General features: G+C 57.1%; 20 protein-coding genes and 1 pseudogene. 7 read left to right on the top strand and 14 right to left on the bottom strand.

Annotated elements, in window-relative coordinates:
- Positions 1-108 precede the first annotated feature (108 nt).
- The 3 genes from zapE (at position 109) to ACA048_RS13745 (ending at position 2,419) form a co-directional block, all read left to right on the top strand.
- Positions 109-1,227 (top strand): cell division protein ZapE, encoded by a 1,119-nt coding sequence (gene zapE, locus ACA048_RS13735; RefSeq protein ID WP_497629609.1) that lies wholly within the window; start codon positions 109-111, stop codon positions 1,225-1,227.
- 18 nt (positions 1,228-1,245) lie between these two features.
- The gene (locus ACA048_RS13740) at positions 1,246-1,827 is read left to right on the top strand and encodes a DinB family protein (protein WP_497629610.1); all 582 of its coding nucleotides are present in this window, start codon (positions 1,246-1,248) and stop codon (positions 1,825-1,827) included.
- A 94-nt stretch (positions 1,828-1,921) separates the two neighbouring features.
- Entirely contained in the window at positions 1,922-2,419 is a 498-nt protein-coding gene (locus tag ACA048_RS13745; RefSeq protein ID WP_497629611.1) for a GNAT family N-acetyltransferase, read from the top strand.
- A 64-nt stretch (positions 2,420-2,483) separates the two neighbouring features.
- Here the strand turns inward: ACA048_RS13745 and ACA048_RS13750 are convergent, their stop codons facing one another.
- The 3 genes and pseudogenes from ACA048_RS13750 to ACA048_RS13760 all read right to left on the bottom strand — a co-directional run bounded on the left by ACA048_RS13750 (position 2,484) and on the right by ACA048_RS13760 (position 5,001).
- Positions 2,484-2,693: a hypothetical protein gene (locus tag ACA048_RS13750; protein ID WP_497629612.1), complete on the bottom strand. Its 210-nt coding sequence runs from the start codon at positions 2,691-2,693 to the stop codon at positions 2,484-2,486.
- Between the two features lie 192 nt (positions 2,694-2,885).
- Positions 2,886-4,623 (bottom strand): annotated as a pseudogene (locus ACA048_RS13755) (phosphoethanolamine transferase CptA).
- 195 nt (positions 4,624-4,818) lie between these two features.
- Positions 4,819-5,001: a DUF6026 family protein gene (locus tag ACA048_RS13760; protein WP_497629613.1), complete on the bottom strand. Its 183-nt coding sequence runs from the start codon at positions 4,999-5,001 to the stop codon at positions 4,819-4,821.
- Positions 5,002-5,271: 270 nt separating this feature from the next.
- On the opposite strand from ACA048_RS13760, the gene gnd reads away from it, so the two are divergent.
- From gnd to ACA048_RS13775, 3 genes are read left to right on the top strand one after another with little or no spacing between them, the layout of a single operon-like run.
- Positions 5,272-6,252: a phosphogluconate dehydrogenase (NAD(+)-dependent, decarboxylating) gene (gnd, locus tag ACA048_RS13765; protein ID WP_497629614.1), complete on the top strand. Its 981-nt coding sequence runs from the start codon at positions 5,272-5,274 to the stop codon at positions 6,250-6,252.
- Positions 6,249-7,772: a glucose-6-phosphate dehydrogenase gene (zwf, locus tag ACA048_RS13770; RefSeq protein WP_497629615.1), complete on the top strand. Its 1,524-nt coding sequence runs from the start codon at positions 6,249-6,251 to the stop codon at positions 7,770-7,772. The genes gnd and zwf overlap by 4 nt, the downstream gene beginning before the upstream one ends.
- Positions 7,769-8,599 carry an HAD family hydrolase gene (locus tag ACA048_RS13775; RefSeq protein ID WP_497629616.1) on the top strand — a complete coding sequence of 277 codons (831 nt, stop codon included), beginning with the start codon at positions 7,769-7,771 and terminating at the stop codon, positions 8,597-8,599. The genes zwf and ACA048_RS13775 overlap by 4 nt, the downstream gene beginning before the upstream one ends.
- A 126-nt stretch (positions 8,600-8,725) precedes the next feature.
- Here the strand turns inward: ACA048_RS13775 and nhaB are convergent, their stop codons facing one another.
- The 3 genes from nhaB to ACA048_RS13790 all read right to left on the bottom strand — a co-directional run bounded on the left by nhaB (position 8,726) and on the right by ACA048_RS13790 (position 12,134).
- On the bottom strand, positions 8,726-10,228 hold the full coding sequence (nhaB, locus tag ACA048_RS13780) for a sodium/proton antiporter NhaB (protein ID WP_497629618.1): 1,503 nt from the start codon (positions 10,226-10,228) through the stop codon (positions 8,726-8,728).
- 77 nt (positions 10,229-10,305) lie between these two features.
- The gene (locus tag ACA048_RS13785) at positions 10,306-11,595 is read right to left on the bottom strand and encodes an NHL repeat-containing protein (RefSeq protein ID WP_497629619.1); all 1,290 of its coding nucleotides are present in this window, start codon (positions 11,593-11,595) and stop codon (positions 10,306-10,308) included.
- A 272-nt stretch (positions 11,596-11,867) separates the two neighbouring features.
- Entirely contained in the window at positions 11,868-12,134 is a 267-nt protein-coding gene (locus ACA048_RS13790; RefSeq protein ID WP_497629621.1) for a DUF1652 domain-containing protein, read from the bottom strand.
- 343 nt (positions 12,135-12,477) lie between these two features.
- Between ACA048_RS13790 and ACA048_RS13795 the strand changes: the two genes are divergently transcribed.
- Entirely contained in the window at positions 12,478-13,803 is a 1,326-nt protein-coding gene (locus ACA048_RS13795; RefSeq protein ID WP_497629622.1) for a sigma-54 dependent transcriptional regulator, read from the top strand.
- A gap of 79 nt (positions 13,804-13,882) precedes the next feature.
- On the opposite strand, the gene fapF is transcribed toward ACA048_RS13795, so the two are convergent.
- From fapF to pnuC, 8 genes are all read right to left on the bottom strand, one after another.
- Positions 13,883-15,163: a fibril amyloid transporter FapF gene (fapF, locus tag ACA048_RS13800; protein WP_497629623.1), complete on the bottom strand. Its 1,281-nt coding sequence runs from the start codon at positions 15,161-15,163 to the stop codon at positions 13,883-13,885.
- Positions 15,164-15,211: 48 nt separating this feature from the next.
- Positions 15,212-15,961: a fibril amyloid subunit FapE gene (gene fapE, locus ACA048_RS13805; protein WP_497629624.1), complete on the bottom strand. Its 750-nt coding sequence runs from the start codon at positions 15,959-15,961 to the stop codon at positions 15,212-15,214.
- Between the two features lie 32 nt (positions 15,962-15,993).
- A complete protein-coding gene (fapD, locus tag ACA048_RS13810) occupies positions 15,994-16,674 on the bottom strand; it encodes a fibril amyloid maturation endopeptidase FapD (RefSeq protein WP_497629625.1) in 681 nt (226 codons plus the stop codon).
- Between the two features lie 62 nt (positions 16,675-16,736).
- A complete protein-coding gene (gene fapC / locus ACA048_RS13815) occupies positions 16,737-18,125 on the bottom strand; it encodes an amyloid-like fimbrin subunit FapC (protein WP_497629626.1) in 1,389 nt (462 codons plus the stop codon).
- A gap of 53 nt (positions 18,126-18,178) precedes the next feature.
- Positions 18,179-18,751, bottom strand: coding sequence for a fibril amyloid subunit FapB (gene fapB / locus ACA048_RS13820; RefSeq protein WP_497629627.1), 573 nt, complete (start codon positions 18,749-18,751; stop codon positions 18,179-18,181).
- 1 nt (position 18,752) lies between these two features.
- Positions 18,753-19,202 carry a functional amyloid chaperone FapA gene (gene fapA / locus ACA048_RS13825; RefSeq protein WP_497629628.1) on the bottom strand — a complete coding sequence of 150 codons (450 nt, stop codon included), beginning with the start codon at positions 19,200-19,202 and terminating at the stop codon, positions 18,753-18,755.
- A gap of 328 nt (positions 19,203-19,530) precedes the next feature.
- The gene (locus tag ACA048_RS13830; RefSeq protein ID WP_497629859.1) at positions 19,531-20,055 is read right to left on the bottom strand and encodes an AAA family ATPase; all 525 of its coding nucleotides are present in this window, start codon (positions 20,053-20,055) and stop codon (positions 19,531-19,533) included.
- Entirely contained in the window at positions 20,052-20,615 is a 564-nt protein-coding gene (pnuC, locus tag ACA048_RS13835; RefSeq protein ID WP_497629629.1) for a nicotinamide riboside transporter PnuC, read from the bottom strand. The genes ACA048_RS13830 and pnuC overlap by 4 nt, the downstream gene beginning before the upstream one ends.
- Positions 20,616-20,960 lie beyond the last annotated feature (345 nt).

Below are 20,960 nucleotides of genomic sequence, written 5' to 3' on the forward strand. Positions count from 1 at the left end.
TTTCCCTAAGGGGTCAAACGGGGCGACCACCGGCCCCCTCAACGAACAGGGCAAGATCACTCGGCTGGACGTCTCGCTGTCACCCAGCGGCATGGCATACTCCCGCGCATGAATGTCGACTCCCCATTAAGCGCCTGGCAACACGCCATCGAGCATAAGGGCTTCGTCCAGGACGAAGCCCAGGAGCACGCCGTGTGGGCGCTGCAAAAATGCCACGAAGCCTTGCATGAAGGTCGAACGCCGGTCACGGGCGTTTACCTGTGGGGACCGGTCGGGCGAGGCAAGACCTGGTTGATGGATCAGTTCTACCAAACCCTGCGCGTGCCGGCCCGACGTCAACATTTCCACCATTTCATGGGCTGGGTGCACCAGCGCTCGTTTCAACTGACCGGCACCGCCGACCCGTTGAAGGCGTTGGCGCGGGAGTTGAGCGAGGAAGTGCGCGTGCTGTGTTTTGACGAGCTGTTCGTCAACGACATCGGTGACGCGATCATTCTCGGGCGCTTGTTTCAGGTGATGTTCGAGCAAGGCGTGGTGGTGGTGTGTACCTCCAACCAGCCGCCGGATCAGCTCTACGCCGATGGCTTCAATCGCGACCGCTTTGTGCCCGCCATCGAGGCAATCAAGCAGCATATGCAGGTGATCGCCGTGGAGGGCAGCGAAGACCACCGTCTGCACCCGGGTGCTGCGTTGCAGCGTTACTGGGTGAGCGATGCCGCGCATCCCGACGCGCTCGGCGACGTGTTCAAGGCGCTGACCGTCGGCCAGTCCGCGTCCAGCAAGCCGGTCACGGTCGGCTACCGTCAAGTCAATACCGTGCAGGCCAGCAATAGCGTGCTGTGGTGTCGTTATGCCGACCTGTGCGAGCAACCCTTTTCGGCCCTGGACTTCATGGCCCTGTGCGACACCTACAGCGCTATTCTATTGAGTGAGGTGCCAAACCTCAGCGCACAAAAACGTGAAGGGCGCATTGCCCGAGGCACCGAAGACGCTGCCGAACACGTCGTTGCGGGAGACCGCGAGCTGCCGCAACTGTCGGTGCACGACGATGGCGTGCGGCGTTTCATCGCGCTAGTGGACGAGTGCTACGACCGTAAAGTGCCGCTGTACCTCGAGGCGCAAGTGCCGATGGAGGCCTTGTACACCGAGGGTTACCTGGAATTCCCGTTCCGCCGTACATTAAGCCGTTTACAGGAAATGCAGCTGCAACGTTTCGCTGAAGCCTAGTTTCCGGGAGCCGCGAACATGAATCAGCCCCTGTCTCATCATTTGCTGACCATGGCTTATCAGAACGCCTGGGCCAATGACCGACTCGCCAAGGCCTGGAGCCAGTTGAGTCCGGCCGAACTGTCAGCACCACGCGTCAGCTTCTTTCCCAGCCTGATCGCCACCCTTAATCACATCCTGACCTGCGACTGGTTTTACGTGGATGCGCTGGAGCGCGAGTTGCGCGGCGACGATCCGCATCCCGATTGCTACGTATTCTTCAAAAAAGACCAGCCGTTCACCGTCGGCACTGATCTCAAGCGCGAGCAATCACTGGTGGACAATCGATTGATCGCTTATTGCGAGCAGTTGCGCGACGCCGACCTCGGGCGAATCGTGACCATCGCCCGGGACACACCGCAACACGACAGCCGTTTACGCCTGCTGTCCCATCTGTTCGAACACCAGCTTCATCATCGCGGCCAGGTCCACGCCATGCTCAGCGGCACCTCGGTCGCACCGCCGCAACTGGACGAGTTTTTCTGCGCCGGTGAGTCGGGTCTGAGGGCGGCGGATTTTGCCGAGTTGGGATGGACCGAGACGCTGATCTGGGGTGTTTGAGGCAGGATCAGGTTGTCGGCGATGGCGACTCACGATAATGTCCTTCGACTTTGCGGCGCGAGCGACGCGCCGGGACCACGATGGGATAGCAACGATGGGAAGGGAATCCGCAGACATTCTTGTACTTCAGGCCAGCTACACCAACCCGGTGCACGCCGAGGCGATTGGCGTGGTGCTCAATGCCTATGCGCAAGACCCGATGGGCGGCGGGCATGCGTTGCCCGAGGATATTCTGCTGCAATTGCCGGGGGAGCTGGCCAAACGTCCCCACGCCTTCAGTGTGTTGGCCTTTGTCGACGGCGCGCCGGCCGGGCTGGTCAATTGCTTCGAAGGTTTTTCGACTTTTGCCTGCCGGCCGCTGGTCAACGTGCATGACGTGTCGGTGGTGCCGCAGTTTCGCGGCCTGGGGCTGAGCCAAAAGATGCTGCAAAAAGTTGAAGACATTGCCCGTCAGCGTGGCTGCTGCAAGATCACCCTGGAAGTCCTCGAAGGCAATGCGGTCGCGCAAGCCTCTTACAGCAAGTTTGGTTTTGCCGCTGGCATGTTCGACCCGGCCCATGGCCGCATGCTGTTCTGGACCAAGAGTCTTTAAGCGCGCATGAATGTTTCGATCAGGCATAAAAAAGGCGCCCGTCAGGACGCCCGGCTGGCTTGAATTACTTCGGTTTATAGGACTCGGTCATTTGTGCGGTCGGATCGCTGGGTACTGGCAGTTCGATGTTTTTGATCTCGAAACCATTAGCCTTCTGTTGGGCTAGATGCAAACGCTCGTAGTAGTACCGCATGCGTTCGCCACCATGTTCTGCAAAGGCTGTGGCTGAACTGAACACCAACAGGCTGGCGAGGATCAGGGTTGTACGTTTCATGGGTGTCTCCCATTACGTGTAGCGGGGGCCTTTCGTCCGTGAACCAATGTCGAAATGACATTATCCGCCGATTTGCTCAAATGGGAATGATCATGTTAGAGCCTCCAGTCCAGGCTCAACTTGACGGTGCGTAGCGGGGAAGTGTTGCGCAGGGATATAGCAAAAGGGGCCGAAAACGGCCCCTGAATGAATCTACTTTTGAACAACTGCCGGATCGGTTTTCGGCTTCATCAGGCTGAAGTCGATCAGCGGACGCGCTTCACGCTCATACGGGTTGCCGATCATCAATGGGCGCGGCTTGAAGCTGGTGCTGACCAGGCTCTTGCTGCGGTCCAGTTCATCAGCATTCAAACCGGCCAGATCAGCCCAGGTATGAATCAGCTGCGAGCTGCTGTAAGGCCGGCTCAGGTCTGCGGCAAAACTCCAGTCATGGTTTTCACGCCATTTTGGCGAAGCCCAGGCCATGAAGGGAATGGTGTACATCGGCGCGGTCGGCTTGTTCTCGTTACGCCCAAGGGTCGTGTGACCGACGGAGTCGAACACATCTTCGCCATGGTCGGAGAGGTACAGCAGGAAGCCGTTCGGATCGGACTTGGCGTAGTCCTTGATCAGGCTCGATACCACGAAGTCGTTGTACAGCACGGCGTTGTCATAGCTGTTGTACGTTGGCACCTGGTCGTCGCGCACGCCATCCGGTACGCCTTTACGGTCCTTGAACTTGTCGAACGTCGGTGGATAACGGTACTGATAGCTCATGTGCGTGCCGAGCAAATGCACAACGATCAACTTGCGCGGCGCCGCATCGGCCAAAGCCTTGTTGAACGGCTCGATCACGTCGCCGTCGTACTGGGCGGCGTTCTGGTTACGGTTGTTGTTCAGGTACACCTGCTCGTCGGCCTGCTCGGAGAAGGTCGTCAGCATGGTGTTGCGCTTGGTCATGGTCTGCTGGTTGGTGATCCAGAACGTCTTGTAACCCGCCTGTTTCATCATGCTTACCAGCGACGGCGTGGACAGGTAAAGGTCCGGATTTTCTTCGTCAGCGAAGGTCAACACCTGCTGCAACGCCTCGATGGTGTAAGGGCGGGGGGTGATGACGTTGTCGAAGACCGCCAGTTGATCCTTGAGTTTGTCCAGTTCCGGCGTGGTTTGACGCGGGTAACCATAGAGGCTCATGCGCTGACGGTTAGTGGACTCGCCGATTACCAGCACCAGGGTCGCCGGCTGGTTGGCCATCGTATCCGTCAGGTTTTTCAGCGGAGGAATCTTGCTCGCGCTGTGCAGCATGTCCTGCATCCCCGCCAGGGTTTGGAGATAACGGTGGTAAGCCACAGCCATCTGCCAAGGCACGGCGGGCTCGATGCGGGTTTCGAACTTATCGAAGCCTTCAGCGAAACTGCCGGTGCGCGCTGTCTGTTTGACCAGTGGGTAACCGACCACGGCAACCACAATCGCCGTTGCTGCCACCAGCGCCTTCCAGCGCGGCAGGTAAATCGGGCGCAAGCGAGTCCACAGGAAATAAGCGATTAGCGTGTGGGCGAGAAACGCCGCGACCATCCACCAGGCGAAATATTGGGTCATGTACTCGCCAGCTTCAGAGATGTTCGACTCGAACATGATGAAGATGACGCTCTGCGAAAATTCCTGCTGATAAATAAAGAAGTAGCCCAGGCTGGCCATCGAGCAGGCCCACAGCACGACGCCGATCACCGCTGCCATCACGCGTGTCTGTTTAAGGGAACAACAGCATCGGCGCAAGCCAGATGGCGCTCATCACAAAGGCCTGTCGGAACCCGGTGAAGCCCGAGGTGCCGGTCAGTTGGATAAGTAATTGAGTGATGCCGGAAAAATACCAGAAGAACAGAAATAGCCAGAGAAATCCTGCCCAATCGAAACCTTTCGCAGACGTATTGCTGCGTTTAAACAAAGCCATGCAACGCCCCAGCCAGAAATCACTACGACGTCGAGCCATCCATTGTCAACGAACAGAAACCACACGAGAACCGAGCGGCCATAATGAGAGGCAGTATCAATAAGCAAATGTGAAAAATTTGTGAATTGCGCGGCGTCGCGGGGGTAAAACGAGGTCGGAAACAGCGGAAGGCTGTCTCCGAATCACCTGTAAAAATCAGGCGTGGGGTGCACGTTGGGTGACGGGCAAGGGTGGCGAATGATTGCCTTGAGTCAGCTGGCGCAGTTGCGCGAGTTCCTGCTTCAAGAGATCGCGCTCTTCTTTCAACTGGCGCAATTCGTCGCGATGGATCGTGACGTAAAGGGTTTGTGCTGGCCGTGCTGCGTGTACTGTGCCCATTGCTCACCTCGCAAATGGCTGACTCAACTGTAGAACTGCCCCTGTAAGCGGGTGCTGATCCACTATCGGCGCTGATATTGATTTCTTTTTCATCCCAAGGGAACTTTTTTATTTTTCATGGTCGTTGTGTCTTCGGCACGATTACCGGCGTTATCAATCAGGATCGGGCACAATGCCCGGAAACTATGTGCCAACGCTCTGGACTAACCCCATGAGTCACGTTGGGCTATACCTTTGACATACTTTATTTGTAGTAGGGAGCATCAGCACATGCAACTCGGGATCATTGGACTGGGCCGCATGGGCGGCAATATTGCGCGGCGCCTGATGCTCAATGGGCATACCACTGTCGTTTACGACCGCAATACCGCCTTCATCGACATCTTGACGGCCGAAGGCGCCACCGGCGTCGCCGACTTGCCGGCCCTGGTCGCTGGCCTGGCCAAACCGCGAGCGGTCTGGATCATGCTGCCTGCTGGCGCACCGACCGAAGACACCATAGACACCTTGAGCACCTTGCTCGAAGCCGGCGATACCATCATCGACGGCGGCAACACGTTCTATAAAGACGACATCCGCCGGGCCAAAACTTTGTCGGAAAAAGGCCTGCACTACATTGACGTCGGGACTTCCGGCGGCGTCTGGGGCCTGGAACGCGGCTATTGCATGATGATTGGCGGCGATGCCGAGGTGGTTAAACGCCTTGATCCGTTGTTTGATACCTTGGCGCCGGGCCTGGGTGATATTCCACGCACCAAGGACCGCAAGTCCGATGACGATCGCGCTGAACGAGGCTACATCCACGCCGGCCCCGCAGGTTCGGGGCATTTCGTGAAGATGATCCATAACGGCATCGAATACGGAATGATGCAGGCCTTCGCCGAAGGTTTTGACATTCTCAAAACCAAAGCCAGCACCAACCTGCCGGAAGACCAGCGTTTCGACCTGAACGTCGCTGACATCGCTGAAGTCTGGCGTCGTGGCAGCGTGGTGTCGTCCTGGCTGCTCGACCTGACCGCCGACGCGCTGGCCAGCGATCCGAAGCTCGAGGGTTACGCAGGCGCCGTGGCTGACAGCGGTGAAGGTCGCTGGACCATCGAAGCCGCCATGGAGCAATCGGTGCCCGTACCGGTGCTGTCGAACTCGCTGTTTTCCCGCTACCGCTCGCGCGGGCAAGGCACTTTTGGCGACAAGATTCTTTCGGCCCAGCGTTTCGGCTTCGGCGGCCACGTGGAGACTACGAAAAAATGACCCGTCTGATCCGCAATAAATCCAAGGCTGAACCCGCACCGCCGACCACGTTGTTCCTGTTCGGTGCCCACGGTGACCTGGTCAAGCGCCTGCTGATGCCGGCGCTGTACAACCTGAGTCGCGACGGCTTGCTGGGGGATGGATTGCGGATCATCGGCGTTGACCACAACGCCATCACAGATGACGCCTTTGGTCGCAAGCTCGAAGACTTTATTCGAAGCGAAGTGGCCGCCAAGGTCGGCAAGGGCGATCATGCCCTTGATCCGCAGGCGTGGGCCAAACTGGCCCAAGGCATCAGCTACGTTCAGGGCGACTTCCTGGACGACAGCACTTATCAAGCGCTGGCGGCAAAAATCGCCGCCAGCGGCACGGGCAACGCGGTCTTCTACCTGGCGACCGCGCCACGTTTCTTCAGCGAAGTGGTGCGTCGGCTCGGTGCGGCAGGTTTGCTGCAAGAGACGCCGGAAGCGTTCAGAAGGGTGGTCATCGAAAAACCGTTCGGCTCCGATCTGCAAACCGCCGAAGCCTTGAATGCCTGTTTGCTCAAGGTGATGACGGAAAACCAGATCTACCGGATCGATCACTACCTGGGTAAGGAAACCGTGCAGAACATTCTGATCAGCCGGTTTTCCAACAGCTTGTTCGAAGCGTTCTGGAACAACCATTACATCGACCACGTGCAGATTACCGCCGCCGAAACTGTCGGCGTCGAAACCCGTGGCAGTTTTTATGAACACACCGGCGCCTTGCGGGACATGGTGCCCAACCACCTGTTCCAGTTACTGGCGATGGTGGCAATGGAACCGCCGGCCGCGTTTGGCGCCGATGCGGTGCGTGGCGAAAAAGCCAAGGTGGTGGGAGCCATTCGCCCCTGGTCTACCGAAGAGGCACGAGCCAACTCGGTCCGCGGTCAATATGCCGCCGGTGAAGTCGCCGGTAAGCCGTTGCCGGGGTATCGCCAGGAAAATAACGTGGCGCCCGACAGCACGACCGAAACCTACGTGGCGCTCAAAGTCATGATCGACAACTGGCGCTGGGTTGGTGTGCCGTTCTACTTGCGTACCGGCAAACGCATGAGCGCGCGTGATACCGAGATCGTAATCTGCTTCAAACCGGCGCCGTATGCGCAGTTCCGTGACACCGAGGTCGATGAGCTGCAACCGACCTATCTGCGGATCCAGATCCAGCCCAACGAAGGCATGTGGTTCGACCTGCTGGCCAAACGGCCTGGCCCGGCGTTGAAGATGGCCAATATCGAACTGGGTTTTGCCTACAAGGATTTCTTCGAAATGCAGCCATCCACCGGCTACGAAACGCTCATCTACGATTGCCTGACCGGCGATCAGACGCTGTTCCAGCGCGCCGACAACATCGAGAACGGCTGGCGCGCCGTGCAGCCGTTCCTCGATGCGTGGCAGCAGGACGCGACGGTTCAGCAATACGCGGCAGGAGAGGACGGCCCGACCGACGGCGATGAACTGCTGGCCCGTGACGGTCGTGTCTGGCACAGCGTCGGGTGACGGACCTAACGCCGCAGCCCATCCGTTTTCTGCTCAGTGACATGGACGGCACATTGCTGCTGCCCGACCACACGCTCAGTCAGCGCACCATTGCCGCGGTCCGTTCGTTGCGCGAGGCGGGCGTGCTGTTCAGCCTGGCCACCGGTCGCCCACCCAAAGCGATGTTGCAGCAGATTGAAGCTTTAGGCGTCGATTTGCCGACGGCGGCGTTTAATGGCGGCACGATCGTCAATCCGGATGGCAGCTTGCTGGTTGCCCATTACTTGCCGGCGACGGCAGCGCTCACCACCCTGACGCAGTTCGCCGACCTCCCGGACATCGAAGTCTGGGTGTTCAGCGGTGGTGACTGGCTGTTGAAGGATGCCAGCGGCCCCATGGTTCCCCGAGAGCAGCATGGCCTGGGGTATCCGCCCGTGGTGGTGGAAAGCTTCGAACCGTATCTGGAGCGCATCGACAAGGTTGTCGCGGCCAGCAACAACACCGGGCTGCTGATCGAACTGGAAGCGCAATTGCTACCCAAGGTCGAAGGCCAGGCCCAAGTCTCGCGTTCACAGCCGGTGTATCTGGACGTGACCGCAATGCAGGCGAACAAGGGCGCGGCGTTGGTGACACTGGCCCAGTATCTCGGGGTGCCGCTGAAACAAACCGCCGCGCTGGGCGATGGTGGTAATGACCCGGCGATGTTTCATCGCGCCGGACTGTCGATTGCCATGGGGCAGGCGGAAGAGGCGGTCAAGCGTCAGGCTGACGTGGTGACTGGTGCCAACACCGAAGACGGTGCGGCCCAGGCGATTGAGCGCTATATCCTCCCTCGCCAACCCACATAAATCCCCCTTGTAGGAGTGAGCCTGCTCGCGATGAGGCCATACCAGTCAACCTCATTGTTGAATGTCAGACCGCTATCGTCGGAACGCCGCCCGGAGCAGGCTCACTCCTACAGTTTTTGGTCTGTTTTATAGCCAGTAGCTCACGGCATACCAGCCCAATCCACCCATCACCACTGTATACGGCAACGCCATCCAGACCATCTTCCCGTATGACAGGCGAATCAGTGGAGCAATCGCCGAGGTCAGCAGAAACAGAAACGCGGCCTGGCCATTAGGCGTCGCCACGCTTGGCAGGTTAGTCCCGGTGTTGATTGCAATGGCCAGCGTCTCGAAGTGTTCGCGGGTCATATGGCCGGCGATGAACGCCTGTTTCACTTCAGTAATGTAAATGGTCGCCACAAATACGTTGTCGCTGATGGCGGACAGCAAGCCGTTGGCAATGAACAGCATGCCCGGTTGCTGATTGGCCGGCAGCGTCAATACCCACTGAATCAGCGGAGTGAACAATTGTTGGTCGTGAATCACCGCCACCACCGCAAAAAACACCACCAGTAATGCGGTGAATGGCATGGCGTCCTTAAAGGCGTTGCCGATACGGTGCTCGTCGGTGATGCCGGTGAACGCGGTGATCAACACAATCACCATCAACCCGATCAGGCCCACTTCCGCGATGTGAAACGCCAACCCTGCAATCAGGATCAACGCCGCGGCGCCTTGCACCAACAAGGCGGCGCGCTGGCGTACGGTGCGTTCGGCGTTATCCTCGGCGGCATAGTTGGCGAGCACCCCTCGCACGTTGTCCGGCAACAGGGTGCCGTAACCGAACCAACGCAGTTTCTCCAGCAGCACGCAGGTCACCAGGCCGGCGACCAGCACCGGCAGCGAAACCGGTGCAACCTTCAAAAAAAATTCGGCGAAATGCCAGCCCATCTCATGGCCGATCAGCAGGTTCTGCGGCTCACCCACCAGCGTGCACGCCCCGCCTAATGCCGTGCCTACGGCACCGTGCATCAACAGGCTACGCAAGAAGGCGCGGAACTGTTCGAGGTCTTCATGGTGAAGGGTGGGCAAATTGCGGTCATCGCTGTACTCGCTGTCCTGGCGTGGATCATTACCCGAGGCGACGCGGTGATAGACCGAATAAAAACCTACGGCCGCACTGATAATCACCGCAGTTACGGTCAAGGCATCCAGGAAGGCCGACAGGAATGCCGAGAGGAAGCAGAACATCAGCGCCAGCAGCGCCTTGGAACGAACACCCAGCAGCAAGCGCGAAAACAGGAACAGCAACAGGTCTTTCATGAAGTAGATACCGGCCACCATGAACATCAGTAGCAGGATGACCGGAAAGTTGTGCAGCAGTTCGTCATACAGCGCCTGCGGTGTGGTCATTTGCAGCAGCAGTGCTTCGATCAGCAGCAGCCCGCCGGGCATCAGCGGATAACACTTGAGCGCCATGGCCAGGGTGAAAATGAATTCCAGCACCAGTAACCAACCGGCTGCGACCGGACCGACCGTCCACAGCACCAGTGCGTTGAGAATCAGGAAACCGAGAATGCTCGCCTTGTACCAGCGAGGTGAGTGGCCGAGAAAGTTATGCGCGAACGCCTGGGCCATTGAACCGGACATCGGCTACTCCTTGTTTTAAGAAGCGCGCAACTTGCCGTAACAAGATTGGAATATCAAGCGCGGGAAAGCGATCCCGCCTAGCCGAGATAGCGCACTACAACGGCCTTGTAGTTGCCATCCAGTGAATGACCGCCCACGACAATTCTTCCGTCAGCCTGAATGGCCACAGATGTCGCGGTGTCCAGGTGGGGGCCCAGTCGTGTGCGAACCCAGCAGGTGCCTTCGGCAAAACCGGGGTCGAGCTGCCCGCCGGGTAAATAGCGGGCTAACAGAAAATCGGCTTCGATCCCGCCGAGGGTGGCGCCAACCGCCAACACGCGACCCTCTGACTGGCGCCGGGCGGCAGTCCACAGGCAGCCGCTGCGGCCAACATTCAGTAACTGAGGCTGGCCGCCGTTGCAATGAATGTCCGGGCGACCATTGCTGTGTATTTTCAAGGCGAGGCAGTTCATTGGATCTCGACTGCTGCCAAGACACTGCAAGTCGCCATTGTCCTGCTCAATGATCTGGCTGACCTGAGCGCCGCGCTCCGCAGCCCTGAACGTCATAAAACCATCCACGGCGAAGGACTCATCCAGACGGCCGTCGGGGAGGTAGCGGGCCAGCAAGCCTTCTTCGGGGAAATTGACCGATCCCCCCACCATGATGCGACCATCGCGTTGCACCATCAGGCTGCTGAGCCAGGAGTTCATCAGTAAATGTCTGACAATCACAAAACCGCGGCCATTGAAGGAAGTGTCCAGCTCGCCCTCGCAGGTGAGGCGGATCAGCAGGCCGACATGATCGGCCAGTTCGAAATGGTGGTTGGCCAGCAGCAGGATTCGGCCGTCAGTCTGGACCTGTACGTCGCAGGCTTCGGCCCCTGGAACGCCAGGGGGGAGCCAGAGATTGCGCATGCCCAGGGACAGGTTCCCCGGCAGGCGTACGACGCAGAGCCCGTTGTCAGCGAAGTGTTCGACGGGGTGGCCTTGCGAATCAAACAGCGCCAGTGCTGGCAGCGTTCGGTGAGCGCTTTCATAGTGCAGGCCGGCCACTAGAATGTACCCGTTGGCGAGAACGTGGACTTTGCCTGCCATTGCCTCGTGACCGCGCTGGAACTGCCCTATAACACTGCCGTTAGTGCCAAATGCGAGGTCCGCCGAGCCGTCTTCCAGTAATCGAGCGAGGCCAAAGCAGCTGCCATTCGGCATGCCGACGGTCGCCGCCACCAGCACGCGACCATTGGGGTCAATCTCCACGCTGTTGGCGAGGCTTGAAGTGCTACTGGCGAAATACACTTGGGTTTTGCCACTGCAGGCGAAACTGTGATCCAGGTCGCCAGCTGTGTACCGCGATGCAGGTAGGGCAAAACCCGTCTGGTGTGGCATGCGCGCATCTCCTTGCGAGCTGAACGAAACCCGAGGGACGGGCGGGCAACTGCCTGCTAAACATTCAATCCCTGAATCAACGATCACACAACTGTCATAACTAACAGACGGAGGGTCACTGTGTGCCAGAACAGTGTCTTTTCGAACCACTGACAAGCCTGCCAAGTAATTCGATACGGCAAAGTTGGAGTATGGGTGCGCTGTTACTGTTAAAACAGCCAGCTGGATAGAAGGCGAAGGGGCGGACTACGTTGAAGTAATCCGCAAATCCCTTACTGCGGCATGGACCACGATTGCAGCTTATAACCTTCTTGGCTCAACTCGGCGCGGGCCTGCTGCAGCAGGTGTTCGAGTTGTGCAGGATCGGTATAGGCGCTGCTTGGGATGTGGGTACGGCTAATACGGGTTTCAGTGCGGTCAATGACGGTGATGCAGAGCTCGCCGTTGCCATCTTGTGGAGCCCAGGCGACGCATTGGAAAGGTTGGAACGCGCGGTCGGCAATCAAAAGAGCTTCGTTGATACGGAGCGGGGCGGTCATGGCGTCTTCTCTCTGTGTGCCCAATCAAGTGATATGCCGTCGGTTGGGCTTACCGTTCGGCTGGTTACTTGTACTGATGCCCCCAACAGTGGGTCAGGTCACACACAATCAAAAGAAATTTCAACTTTCCTTCAAATACTCAATGCAGGGCATCTTTTGAAAGCTGAGCGAAGGATACGAATCGTCAGGTAATTCACAAAAAACATTCTTATAACTAATCAAGTAGCGCCCCTATAGTCAATCGATACAAGGGCCTGTCAAATTCTTGCTAATGTTACAACCAGGTCCGGCAAATGGCTGTTTTTACAAATATTTCCTATAATTTGGCGTCAAGGAACAGTCCATGATCGAAGCGCCCGCGTTACGACGTCTATTAGTAGTAGACCCCTGTGACGACTGCCATCGTCTAGTACCGGGTTTGCGCTCTGTTGGGTGGGATGTTGATAGCTGTTCCCTGGAGAACGCTACCGATCGACTCTGCGACGTTGGTCTGTTGCGTTTACAACCCTATCATCTGGAGCACCCCGAACCTGTCAAAGAGCTGATCAGTCGCAGTGGCACCGAGTGGATCGCTGTACTCAATCAGGAAGTGCTGCGCTTGCAGAATGTCGGGGATTTCGTTTGTGAATGGTTTTTCGACTTCCATACCTTGCCGTTTGACGTCTCCCGGGTTCAAGTCACGCTGGGGCGGGCGTTCGGCATGGCGCGCCTGCGCGGGCAGGGTACGATTCACATCAATCAGAATGATCACGAGCTACTAGGCGACAGCAAGCCGATTCGTGAACTGCGCAAATTGCTGAGCAAGCTGGCGCCCACCGAGTCTCCAGTATTGATTCGTGGTGAAAGCGGTACCGGTAAGGAATTGGTGGCCCGCACCCTACACCGTCAGTCCCAGCGCCACAGCAAACCTTTTGTGGCGATCAATTGCGGTGCGATTCCCGAACACCTGATTCAGTCAGAGCTGTTTGGCCATGAGAAGGGGGCCTTCACTGGCGCCCATCAACGCAAGGTCGGACGGATCGAAGCGGCCAATGGCGGCACACTGTTTCTCGATGAGATCGGTGACTTACCCTTGGAGCTGCAAGCCCATTTGCTGCGCTTCCTACAGGAAAAACACATCGAGCGTGTCGGTGGCGGCGAGCCGATTCCGGTGGATGTGCGGGTATTGGCGGCGACTCACGTAGACCTTGAAGCCATGATCGAGAAGAACCGCTTTCGCGAAGATTTGTACTACCGCCTGAACGTACTGCAAGTCGTCACCGCCCCATTGCGTGAGCGCCATGCCGACTTATCGATGCTGGCCAACCACTTTTCCCACTTCTACAGCCATGAAACCGGCCGCCGTCCTCGCAGTTTCAGCGATGACGCGCTGATTGCCATGGGCAAGCATGACTGGCCGGGCAATGTGCGCGAGTTGGCTAACCGGGTACGGCGCGGGCTGGTGTTGGCCGAAGGTCGGCAGATCGAGGCGCGAGACTTGGGGTTGATCAGTCAGCAGACCGCTACCGCGCCGATGGGCACGTTGGAGAACTACAAGGACCGGGCAGAGCGCCAGGCCTTAAGCGATGTACTGAACCGCCACAGCGATAATTTGAGCATCGCCGCCAAAGTACTGGGGATATCCAGGCCTACCTTCTACCGTTTGTTGCACAAGCATCAGATACGTTGAGGTCCAAATTAACGCTCTGAAAACTAACAGCCATCAACAAAAAAAAACCGCGGAAAAGCGGTTTTTTTGTGGGTGCCAATTAGAAGTAGTACGGGAATTTCAGGCTGAAGGAAAAGTCTGGCGAGTCGTCGGTCAGGCCGAGGGCCAGGTTAGGAACGATCGTCAGGTTATTGGTTGCTGCCAGGGTCATGCCGATGTTGAAGTTGGCCGAGTTGTAATCGCTGTTGGTGATGGATTGCCAATCGCCACCGTCCGGTTTGATCTTGCTCTTGCGTGCGAACTGATCGGTGAACGAGAACGACATACTCATCTTCTCGTTCAAGGCGAATGCAATGCCGGCGCCGACCTGCCAGGAATCGCCCAGTTTCACGTCCCCGGGCACCTTGGAGTTGACCTGAGGGCTGATGTCGCTGAAAGACTGTTCCATGTTGTAGGTGTAGGCCAGGCTGCCGAACAGCACGGCCGGGTCGAAGGTCTTGACCAGCGAGATACCCGGGGTGATCGACCAGACACCGTTGCCGGTAGGCAAGTCCTCGGGTACCGAGAGGTTATCGTTGTTCGGGTCATTGACCAGCTTGATGCCGTAAGGGTCATCACCGGTCGGCGCCTTGACGCGCAGTGTAAAGACCGAGTCGGGCAGAGTGGCGGTTTCGTCCAGAAACTTGTAAGCAACGCCAAAGTTCACATCGCCGATGGTCGGGTCGCGGGTAACGGTTGCGTCCGACGACACCGGGCCTGCGCCACCGGCACCACCGGAGGAATACGTAGATTCGCGATAAATCACGGGGACGTTAACGTCGAACTGCCAGCGTTGTGCCACGTTGTAGCGGGCAGTCAGGTCCAAGGTCCAGTTGTCGGCCTTGATACGGTCGAGGTTGATGTTGCCGAGAAAAATCGAGTCCAGTGCCAGGAAGCCGTTGAGCACCAGTGCACGGGTATCGAAGTGGGTGTAGGTCAGGCCAGTTTCGACACTGAACTTGCCGCCACCGAAGAAGCCGCTGGCTTCGTCATACAGGTTGGAAACGCTTTGTGCCGGTTGCGAGTCATCCTGGAGCGATTGGCCGTATGAACTGCCTGTGGTTCCCGGCGCACCTGAGGCCACAGTCTGGCCACCCTTGGTCGTTTCAGCAGGGGATTTGGTCAGGCGTTGGGGCGCGGGTGTCGCAGGTGATTCTTCGACTTGGCGAACGCGTTGCTCGAGTACCATCAGCGCTTTCTGTTGTGCTTCGTAACGCTGCTTCAACTCCATGAGTTCTTGTTTTAGAGCTTCGACCTGGGGGTCCGCTGCTGCGTATAGCAGTGTGGCCGGGGCCAGGCTACTCAAACAAACGATAACTCTGAACGTTAACGATCGGTGCATGGGTTAGCCGTCCCTTCTGACACTCCATCTGGTGAGACTCAGCTTAGATCAGAATCCGAGAGCGCGAATACCTTTGAGCTGGTCCAGGTTGCCGTTCACCGAACCGGCTGTCGGCACGTCACGCAGCACGACATTGAGGGACGTGAGGTTGCGGACCTGGTTTCCACCGCCGAGCAAAGTTGTGTTCTGCATCAGTCCACCCTGGGCCAGGCGTTGTACGGTACTGCCCTGGTTGTTGTTGGCCACGATGTTGAGTTGTACACCTGTACCGGTCGAAGAAACGCTCAGCGAACCCGCGCCATTGGCGCCTACCAACGTCGAGCCTGCGGCCAATGCCCGGCCCTGCTGTTGCGTTGCTGGCGCTTGGTTAGCCTTTGTGACGTTAATGTCAACGTTGTTGTAGGCAGTGTTATTGTCGCCGGCAGCACGCACGACTTGAGTGACGCCTTCGATGCTGTTGAGGCCGCTGCCGCCAGTGACGGTACCGGTTCCGGTTCCGGTGCCTTGCGAAGTCGCTGAGCCGTTACCTTTTTCGTCGATCATCGACACATAGAACTGTGGCTTGATGGTCGATTGTTGAATTTGCATCGAGGAAGTTGCCCCGATCACTTGACCGTTGGCATTTTGCCAGGTGCTGGTCATGGCAATGCCAAAACTGATGATCCGTCCCGGCATGACATAGCGGCCTCGCAGGGCCGCCAATTCCTGATCGTTCAGTTCAATGGGTTTGAATGTCTGTGCCTGGGTGGGCAGGCTGGCGGCCAGGCAAACCACGGCCAGCCAGATTGGAGTCTTCATTGGATGCTCCCGGAGCGTCGTGCTCCTTGTTATTAGAAGAAGTCGCTTTGAATGAATCCGAAATCCATCAATTCCGCGTCTTGCACCGGGTTGAAGGTGTTGATGCGGTTTTTGGCGGTCAGTGGCAGAGGCGGATCGAGCAACGCATTGGTTTTGTCGTAGCCCTGGCCAATGACGGCAAAGATGATGCCGTTCCAGCCTTTGACAAAGTCGTCGACTTTGTAACGTTTATGACCGAGTACCGGATCTCCGATATATACCCAGCCGTCATGGACTTTTTGCATGACCACAAAATGTTTGTAACCACGGATATCCATGAGTACCACAACCGGAATTTTGATTTCGCTCAACGTTTCCGTCGCTACCCGGTAGCCGCGGGCCCGCATGCCGATACTTTCCACGTAACGCTTCATGTCGAGCATGGAGAAGCCCTGGACGCGGACGAGATCTTGATCGGAGTGTTCCAACATGCCTTCGATGACCTGGTCTTCACTCACGTCCAGCCAATAGGCCTGGCGCAAAATGGTCGCCAGCGAAGCTGCGCCGCAACTGAAATCGGTTTTCTGTTTCACCAGGTCGGCAAATTTACGCTCGCGGATGCTCTGGATCGGCTTGTACACCAACGCGCCGCCCGGCAGAACGGAAAGCGGCATTTGTGCAGCCTCGCTCACACTGGCCACGCAAAGCAAAAATGCCAAGGCAATAATGCGCATGGTAGAACGCCTTCTGGTTGTGTTTAAAAAGGCCCCCATAAGGGGGCCTCCAGAGACAGCCATTAAAACGATTGGTTGGAAATGGCCAGCGAGTTGCTTTGTTGGTTACCCGCACCAGCAGCCACGTTGACGCCCAGGTTGCCACTGCCGCCATTCACCGAACCGCTCAGGGTTGCAGTGTTGGTCACAGGGTTTGCCCAGCCAGTTGGAGTCAGCACTTGATAGGAGTATGTGTTACTCAAATCAAATGAACTGCTTTCGGAGTAAGCTTTCGCTACGTCTTTCGCAGACTCGGACGATTTACTGCCCGATTTTTCGGACGATGAACTGGCCGATTTTTCGTACGATTTACTGCCCGATTTTGCAAACGAAGCATCAAACGCTTTTTGGAACGACGAGGAGCTCGATTTGTCGTGCGTTTTGTCGACCGATACGTCAAGCGTTGCGTCGAGCGATGCGTTCAGAGATGCGTCGGCAGATTCGCTGCGGGTGCGTTCGTGATTGCCATTAGTCCAAGTAGTGGAATGAGAGGCATCCGCGGCGGCGGCCAAGGTAGCGTTCAACGAAGCATTCAAAGTAGAACTCGAAGCAGAGCTCGATTCTTTGCTCCTGGAACCGCTCACATCCACACTTTTGGAACCGCTCACATCAAAGCTGCTGGAACGTGCCGAAGCGGAACTCTTGGCACTGTTTACAGCAAAGCTCGAAGAAGCGCTCTTATCAACGCTCAAAGTGGAAGCTTTATCGTAATTGGCACTACCGCTGGACGATGTGGTAAACGTCAGCGTAGTCAGCTCAGTTGTGCGATCAGCGTAGTTGTTCACTACCAGGCCAGGACCGTTTTGATCGGCAGAAGCGGTGGCTGTTGCGTTACCCAACGGTGCGTTGGAGTTGGCGATTGCCATGGTGTTTTTCTGTTGGTTAAGGTCGCCACCGGCAATATTGATACCCATATTGCCGCTGCCGCTATTGCCCGATCCGCTCATCGTGGCAGTATTTGTGCTGCCGAAGTTGTTGACCGTGTTACCGTTGCTGAATTGCCTGACGCTAGCGCTGGCATTGGAAGTGCCGAACACGAAGCTGTTGTCGAGACTGGAGTCGGAGGCAGCGTTTGCGATGGCGGCTGCGTTGTCTTGTTGGTTGCCAGCGCCTGCAGCCACGTTGACGCCGACGTTGCCGCTAGTGCCATCGCCAGAACTACTCATCTCGGCTGAGTTAATTGTCCCTTCGTTGCGGATGCTGTTGTCGGTACTTCGTTGCCTATCGTTTGCATTTGCAGTCGCGCTGATAGGGATCATTTGTGGACGAGGGGGTTGGTTGTTATGTTGGCCACCATTGTTGTCGTTGTCGTCATTATGGTGGTCATGGTTTCGCGGGGCAGCTTGTACAGCAACAGCCATGACCGCAGCAATTGCGAAAACCAGAGGCTTGATTGCCATTGAAGGTTTCATGGTGATTCTCCGTACTTATATTTTAGGTTAAGTGTTGTTCTTACCTTTTAGGGTCAATCCGCGACCCGTACGCTGAGGGTGTTCGCCATTCGGTTTCCCACCCCGGCGCTCTGATTCAACTGAATTACCCCACGACTACCAGTGAAAGCCTGGTCGCTAATAGTGACCTGGCGATAGCCTGCTGCAGAGTCAGTCGGATCGGAGTTGTTGAGCAGCGCCACGTTCTGTTGCATGAGGACGCTGTCGTCGATACTTTGCGGCTGCGCACCGATACTGATACGCAGTGCGTTGGCTTGCTGGTTACTGGCGCCCGTGCTCTGGTTGACCCCCAGTATTCCGTTGCCGTGACTGAAGGAGTCGCCCTGGATGCTGGACCGGGCATCGATCGTGGGGTCGACAGGGGTGCGCAACCGTTGACGAATCTGTGTGGTCGCGCTGGCTCCATGGCCAATGGCGATGGCGCGGGCGTTAGCCTGCTGCTGTTGATCGCCGGCAGCCTGGTTGACCGAGAGGTTGCCTTGGTACTGCATGCCCGAACCGTCGATGTCGGCGTTATTGATGACGGGAGGTTGGGCAAAGGTCGATGTACTGCAAAACATGGCCATAATCAGCAGAGTACGATTCATCTTAACGGTCTCCCGTTATGATTTTCAGAGCACCCAGGCCTTGCGCGATGTTTGAATTGACCATGTTGGCAATGCCGTTGCCGGAATTTCCAGAACGTCCAGCGGGGAGGTTGGAAAGCTGGGTCTGGGAGGTGATATTGCCGCCCAGGTTGTTAGTGCCCTGAACAACCAGGCGATTGATGCCTGCACCACTGGAGACGTTGGCAAAGTCGTCGTTGCTCAACTCGTTCGTTTGTCTGAGGATTTGTTGGGACGGATTGGCATTGGCGGTCGTGGGGTCAGGGTCCGGAACCATCGGCGGGATCATCGCGTTGCGCGGTTGAACATCCCGTTTGATAATTATGATGCCGTTGGTACCCGGTAAAGGGTCAGCCTGTACAGGCAGGCAGATAGTTGAGCCCAGTGATCCGAACAACAGGAGGGTATAGATACCTTTATCAAATTTCCCCACAGCGGCAATTCCTTCTGTAAGTGGAACGCTGGCCCTTATCAGCGCTTCAAGGAATAGAGCAGAAGGTGTGCCGGTTTTGGTTTTTCTTTTAAAAACAAATACTTGGCTTTAATTGTTGAAGTGGAAAAAACATTTTTGTAACACCACTGAGACGCAGCCACGCAAAAATGTCGCCCATGCTGGCGGCATTGCTCGCTAAGGTCGCTGAAGGCAGGTTGTATCAGAGATTTAACATTTTCTTGCCAAAGTGCTCGAACCGCTTTAGCTCGCGGGTTTGCGCAGGGCTGGATGTTTCAGGAATGGACATTTTCGGCAGGGCGCACCCCTATTACACCTTCAGCAAGCGTGTCACGGCCTCGAATGCCGCGTTCTTGCGCTGCTGCCAATCACCTTGCAGTACCTGACAAGGCTGGCGGTGCATGTCAAGCCATTGGCGGCTTGCCTGGAAAAACGCCTGGCGTTCTGCCAGTTGCGGTTGGCAACGCTGCCCGTCGTCATGCCAAGCCACGGTTTCAGGGCTCAGCAGCAAATGCAGGTCGTAGTGCCGTACCAGCAATGCTTGCTCGATCCATATCGGGCAATTGCCAAACAACGTGCGACTCCAAAGGATATTGCTTAAAAGATGCGTATCGAGGATCAGCAGTGACGGTTGTTTGGCTCGTGCTTCATCTTCCCAAGCCAACTGGCCATGTGCTATCGACGTAACATCATCGTAGCAGGTATTTCGGACTTTACTGTCGATGAAATGCCGAACGTATTCATTGACCAAAATGCCGCCAAAATTGGCGTGAATCTCGCCCGAAAGCCAGCTCTTGCCACTGGATTCCGGCCCCGTGAGCACCAGCACCTTCATGCGCGTAATGCCGGGTCGGCACGCCATTCACGCCAGCCTTGCACCGCCAGCAACAGGAACAGTGCATAGAGGGCAGACGTGAGGTACATGCCTTTATAGATGAACAGCCCGACGAAAATCACATCAACGGCGATCCACAGTGGCCAGCATTGCACGCGCTTTTGCGCCATCCACATCTGCGCGACCAGGCTGAACCCGGTCAGTACGGCGTCGAGCCATGGCTGGGCGGCGTCGGTCCAGTGCGCCATGGCGGCGCCTAACAGCACACTGCCCAGCGCGCCAACCGCAAGGCTCAGGGCCACTGACTTTGCGTCGAGCCGGCTGACCTGCCGACTGGTATTGGCCTCACCTGCACGGGTCCATTGCCGCCAGCCGTAGAGTTGCAACGCGGCGTAGATCACTTGCAGGAGCATGTCCGAATACAGCTTCACCTCAAAAAAGATCCAGCTATAAAGCAGCACCATGACCAGACCTATAGGCCAGCACCAGGGGTTCTGTTTGACCGTCAACCAGACGGCGATCACACCGAGGGCGGCGGCAAACAGTTCAAGCCCGGACATGGTGGATCCTTGGGAAAGTGAAATAGGGGGCGGATTGTACCGGCAGCTGCCACCAAGTAGAACCTGTAGCAACGAAGCTGCATCCCGCTTGTAGCAGCTGACGAGCAGCTCGAGGCTGCGTCCGGCTGCGCAGCAGTCGTAAACCTGAGTACGCGAAGCTCCTGAACCACCGTACAACGGTGACTTCGTCGCCGAACGCAGCATCGCGGGCGGGCATATACATCCCACGTCCGATTACGCGCCAGCGTTATAAAGGCTTCTCTGATAGGATTTCGGCCCTGCGCGCAAAAAACCTGAATCCGGGGTGGATTTTCACGGGATTTTTACGGTTCCGTCTGGATCCTG

The organism is Pseudomonas sp. LBUM1659 (assembly GCF_059716045.1).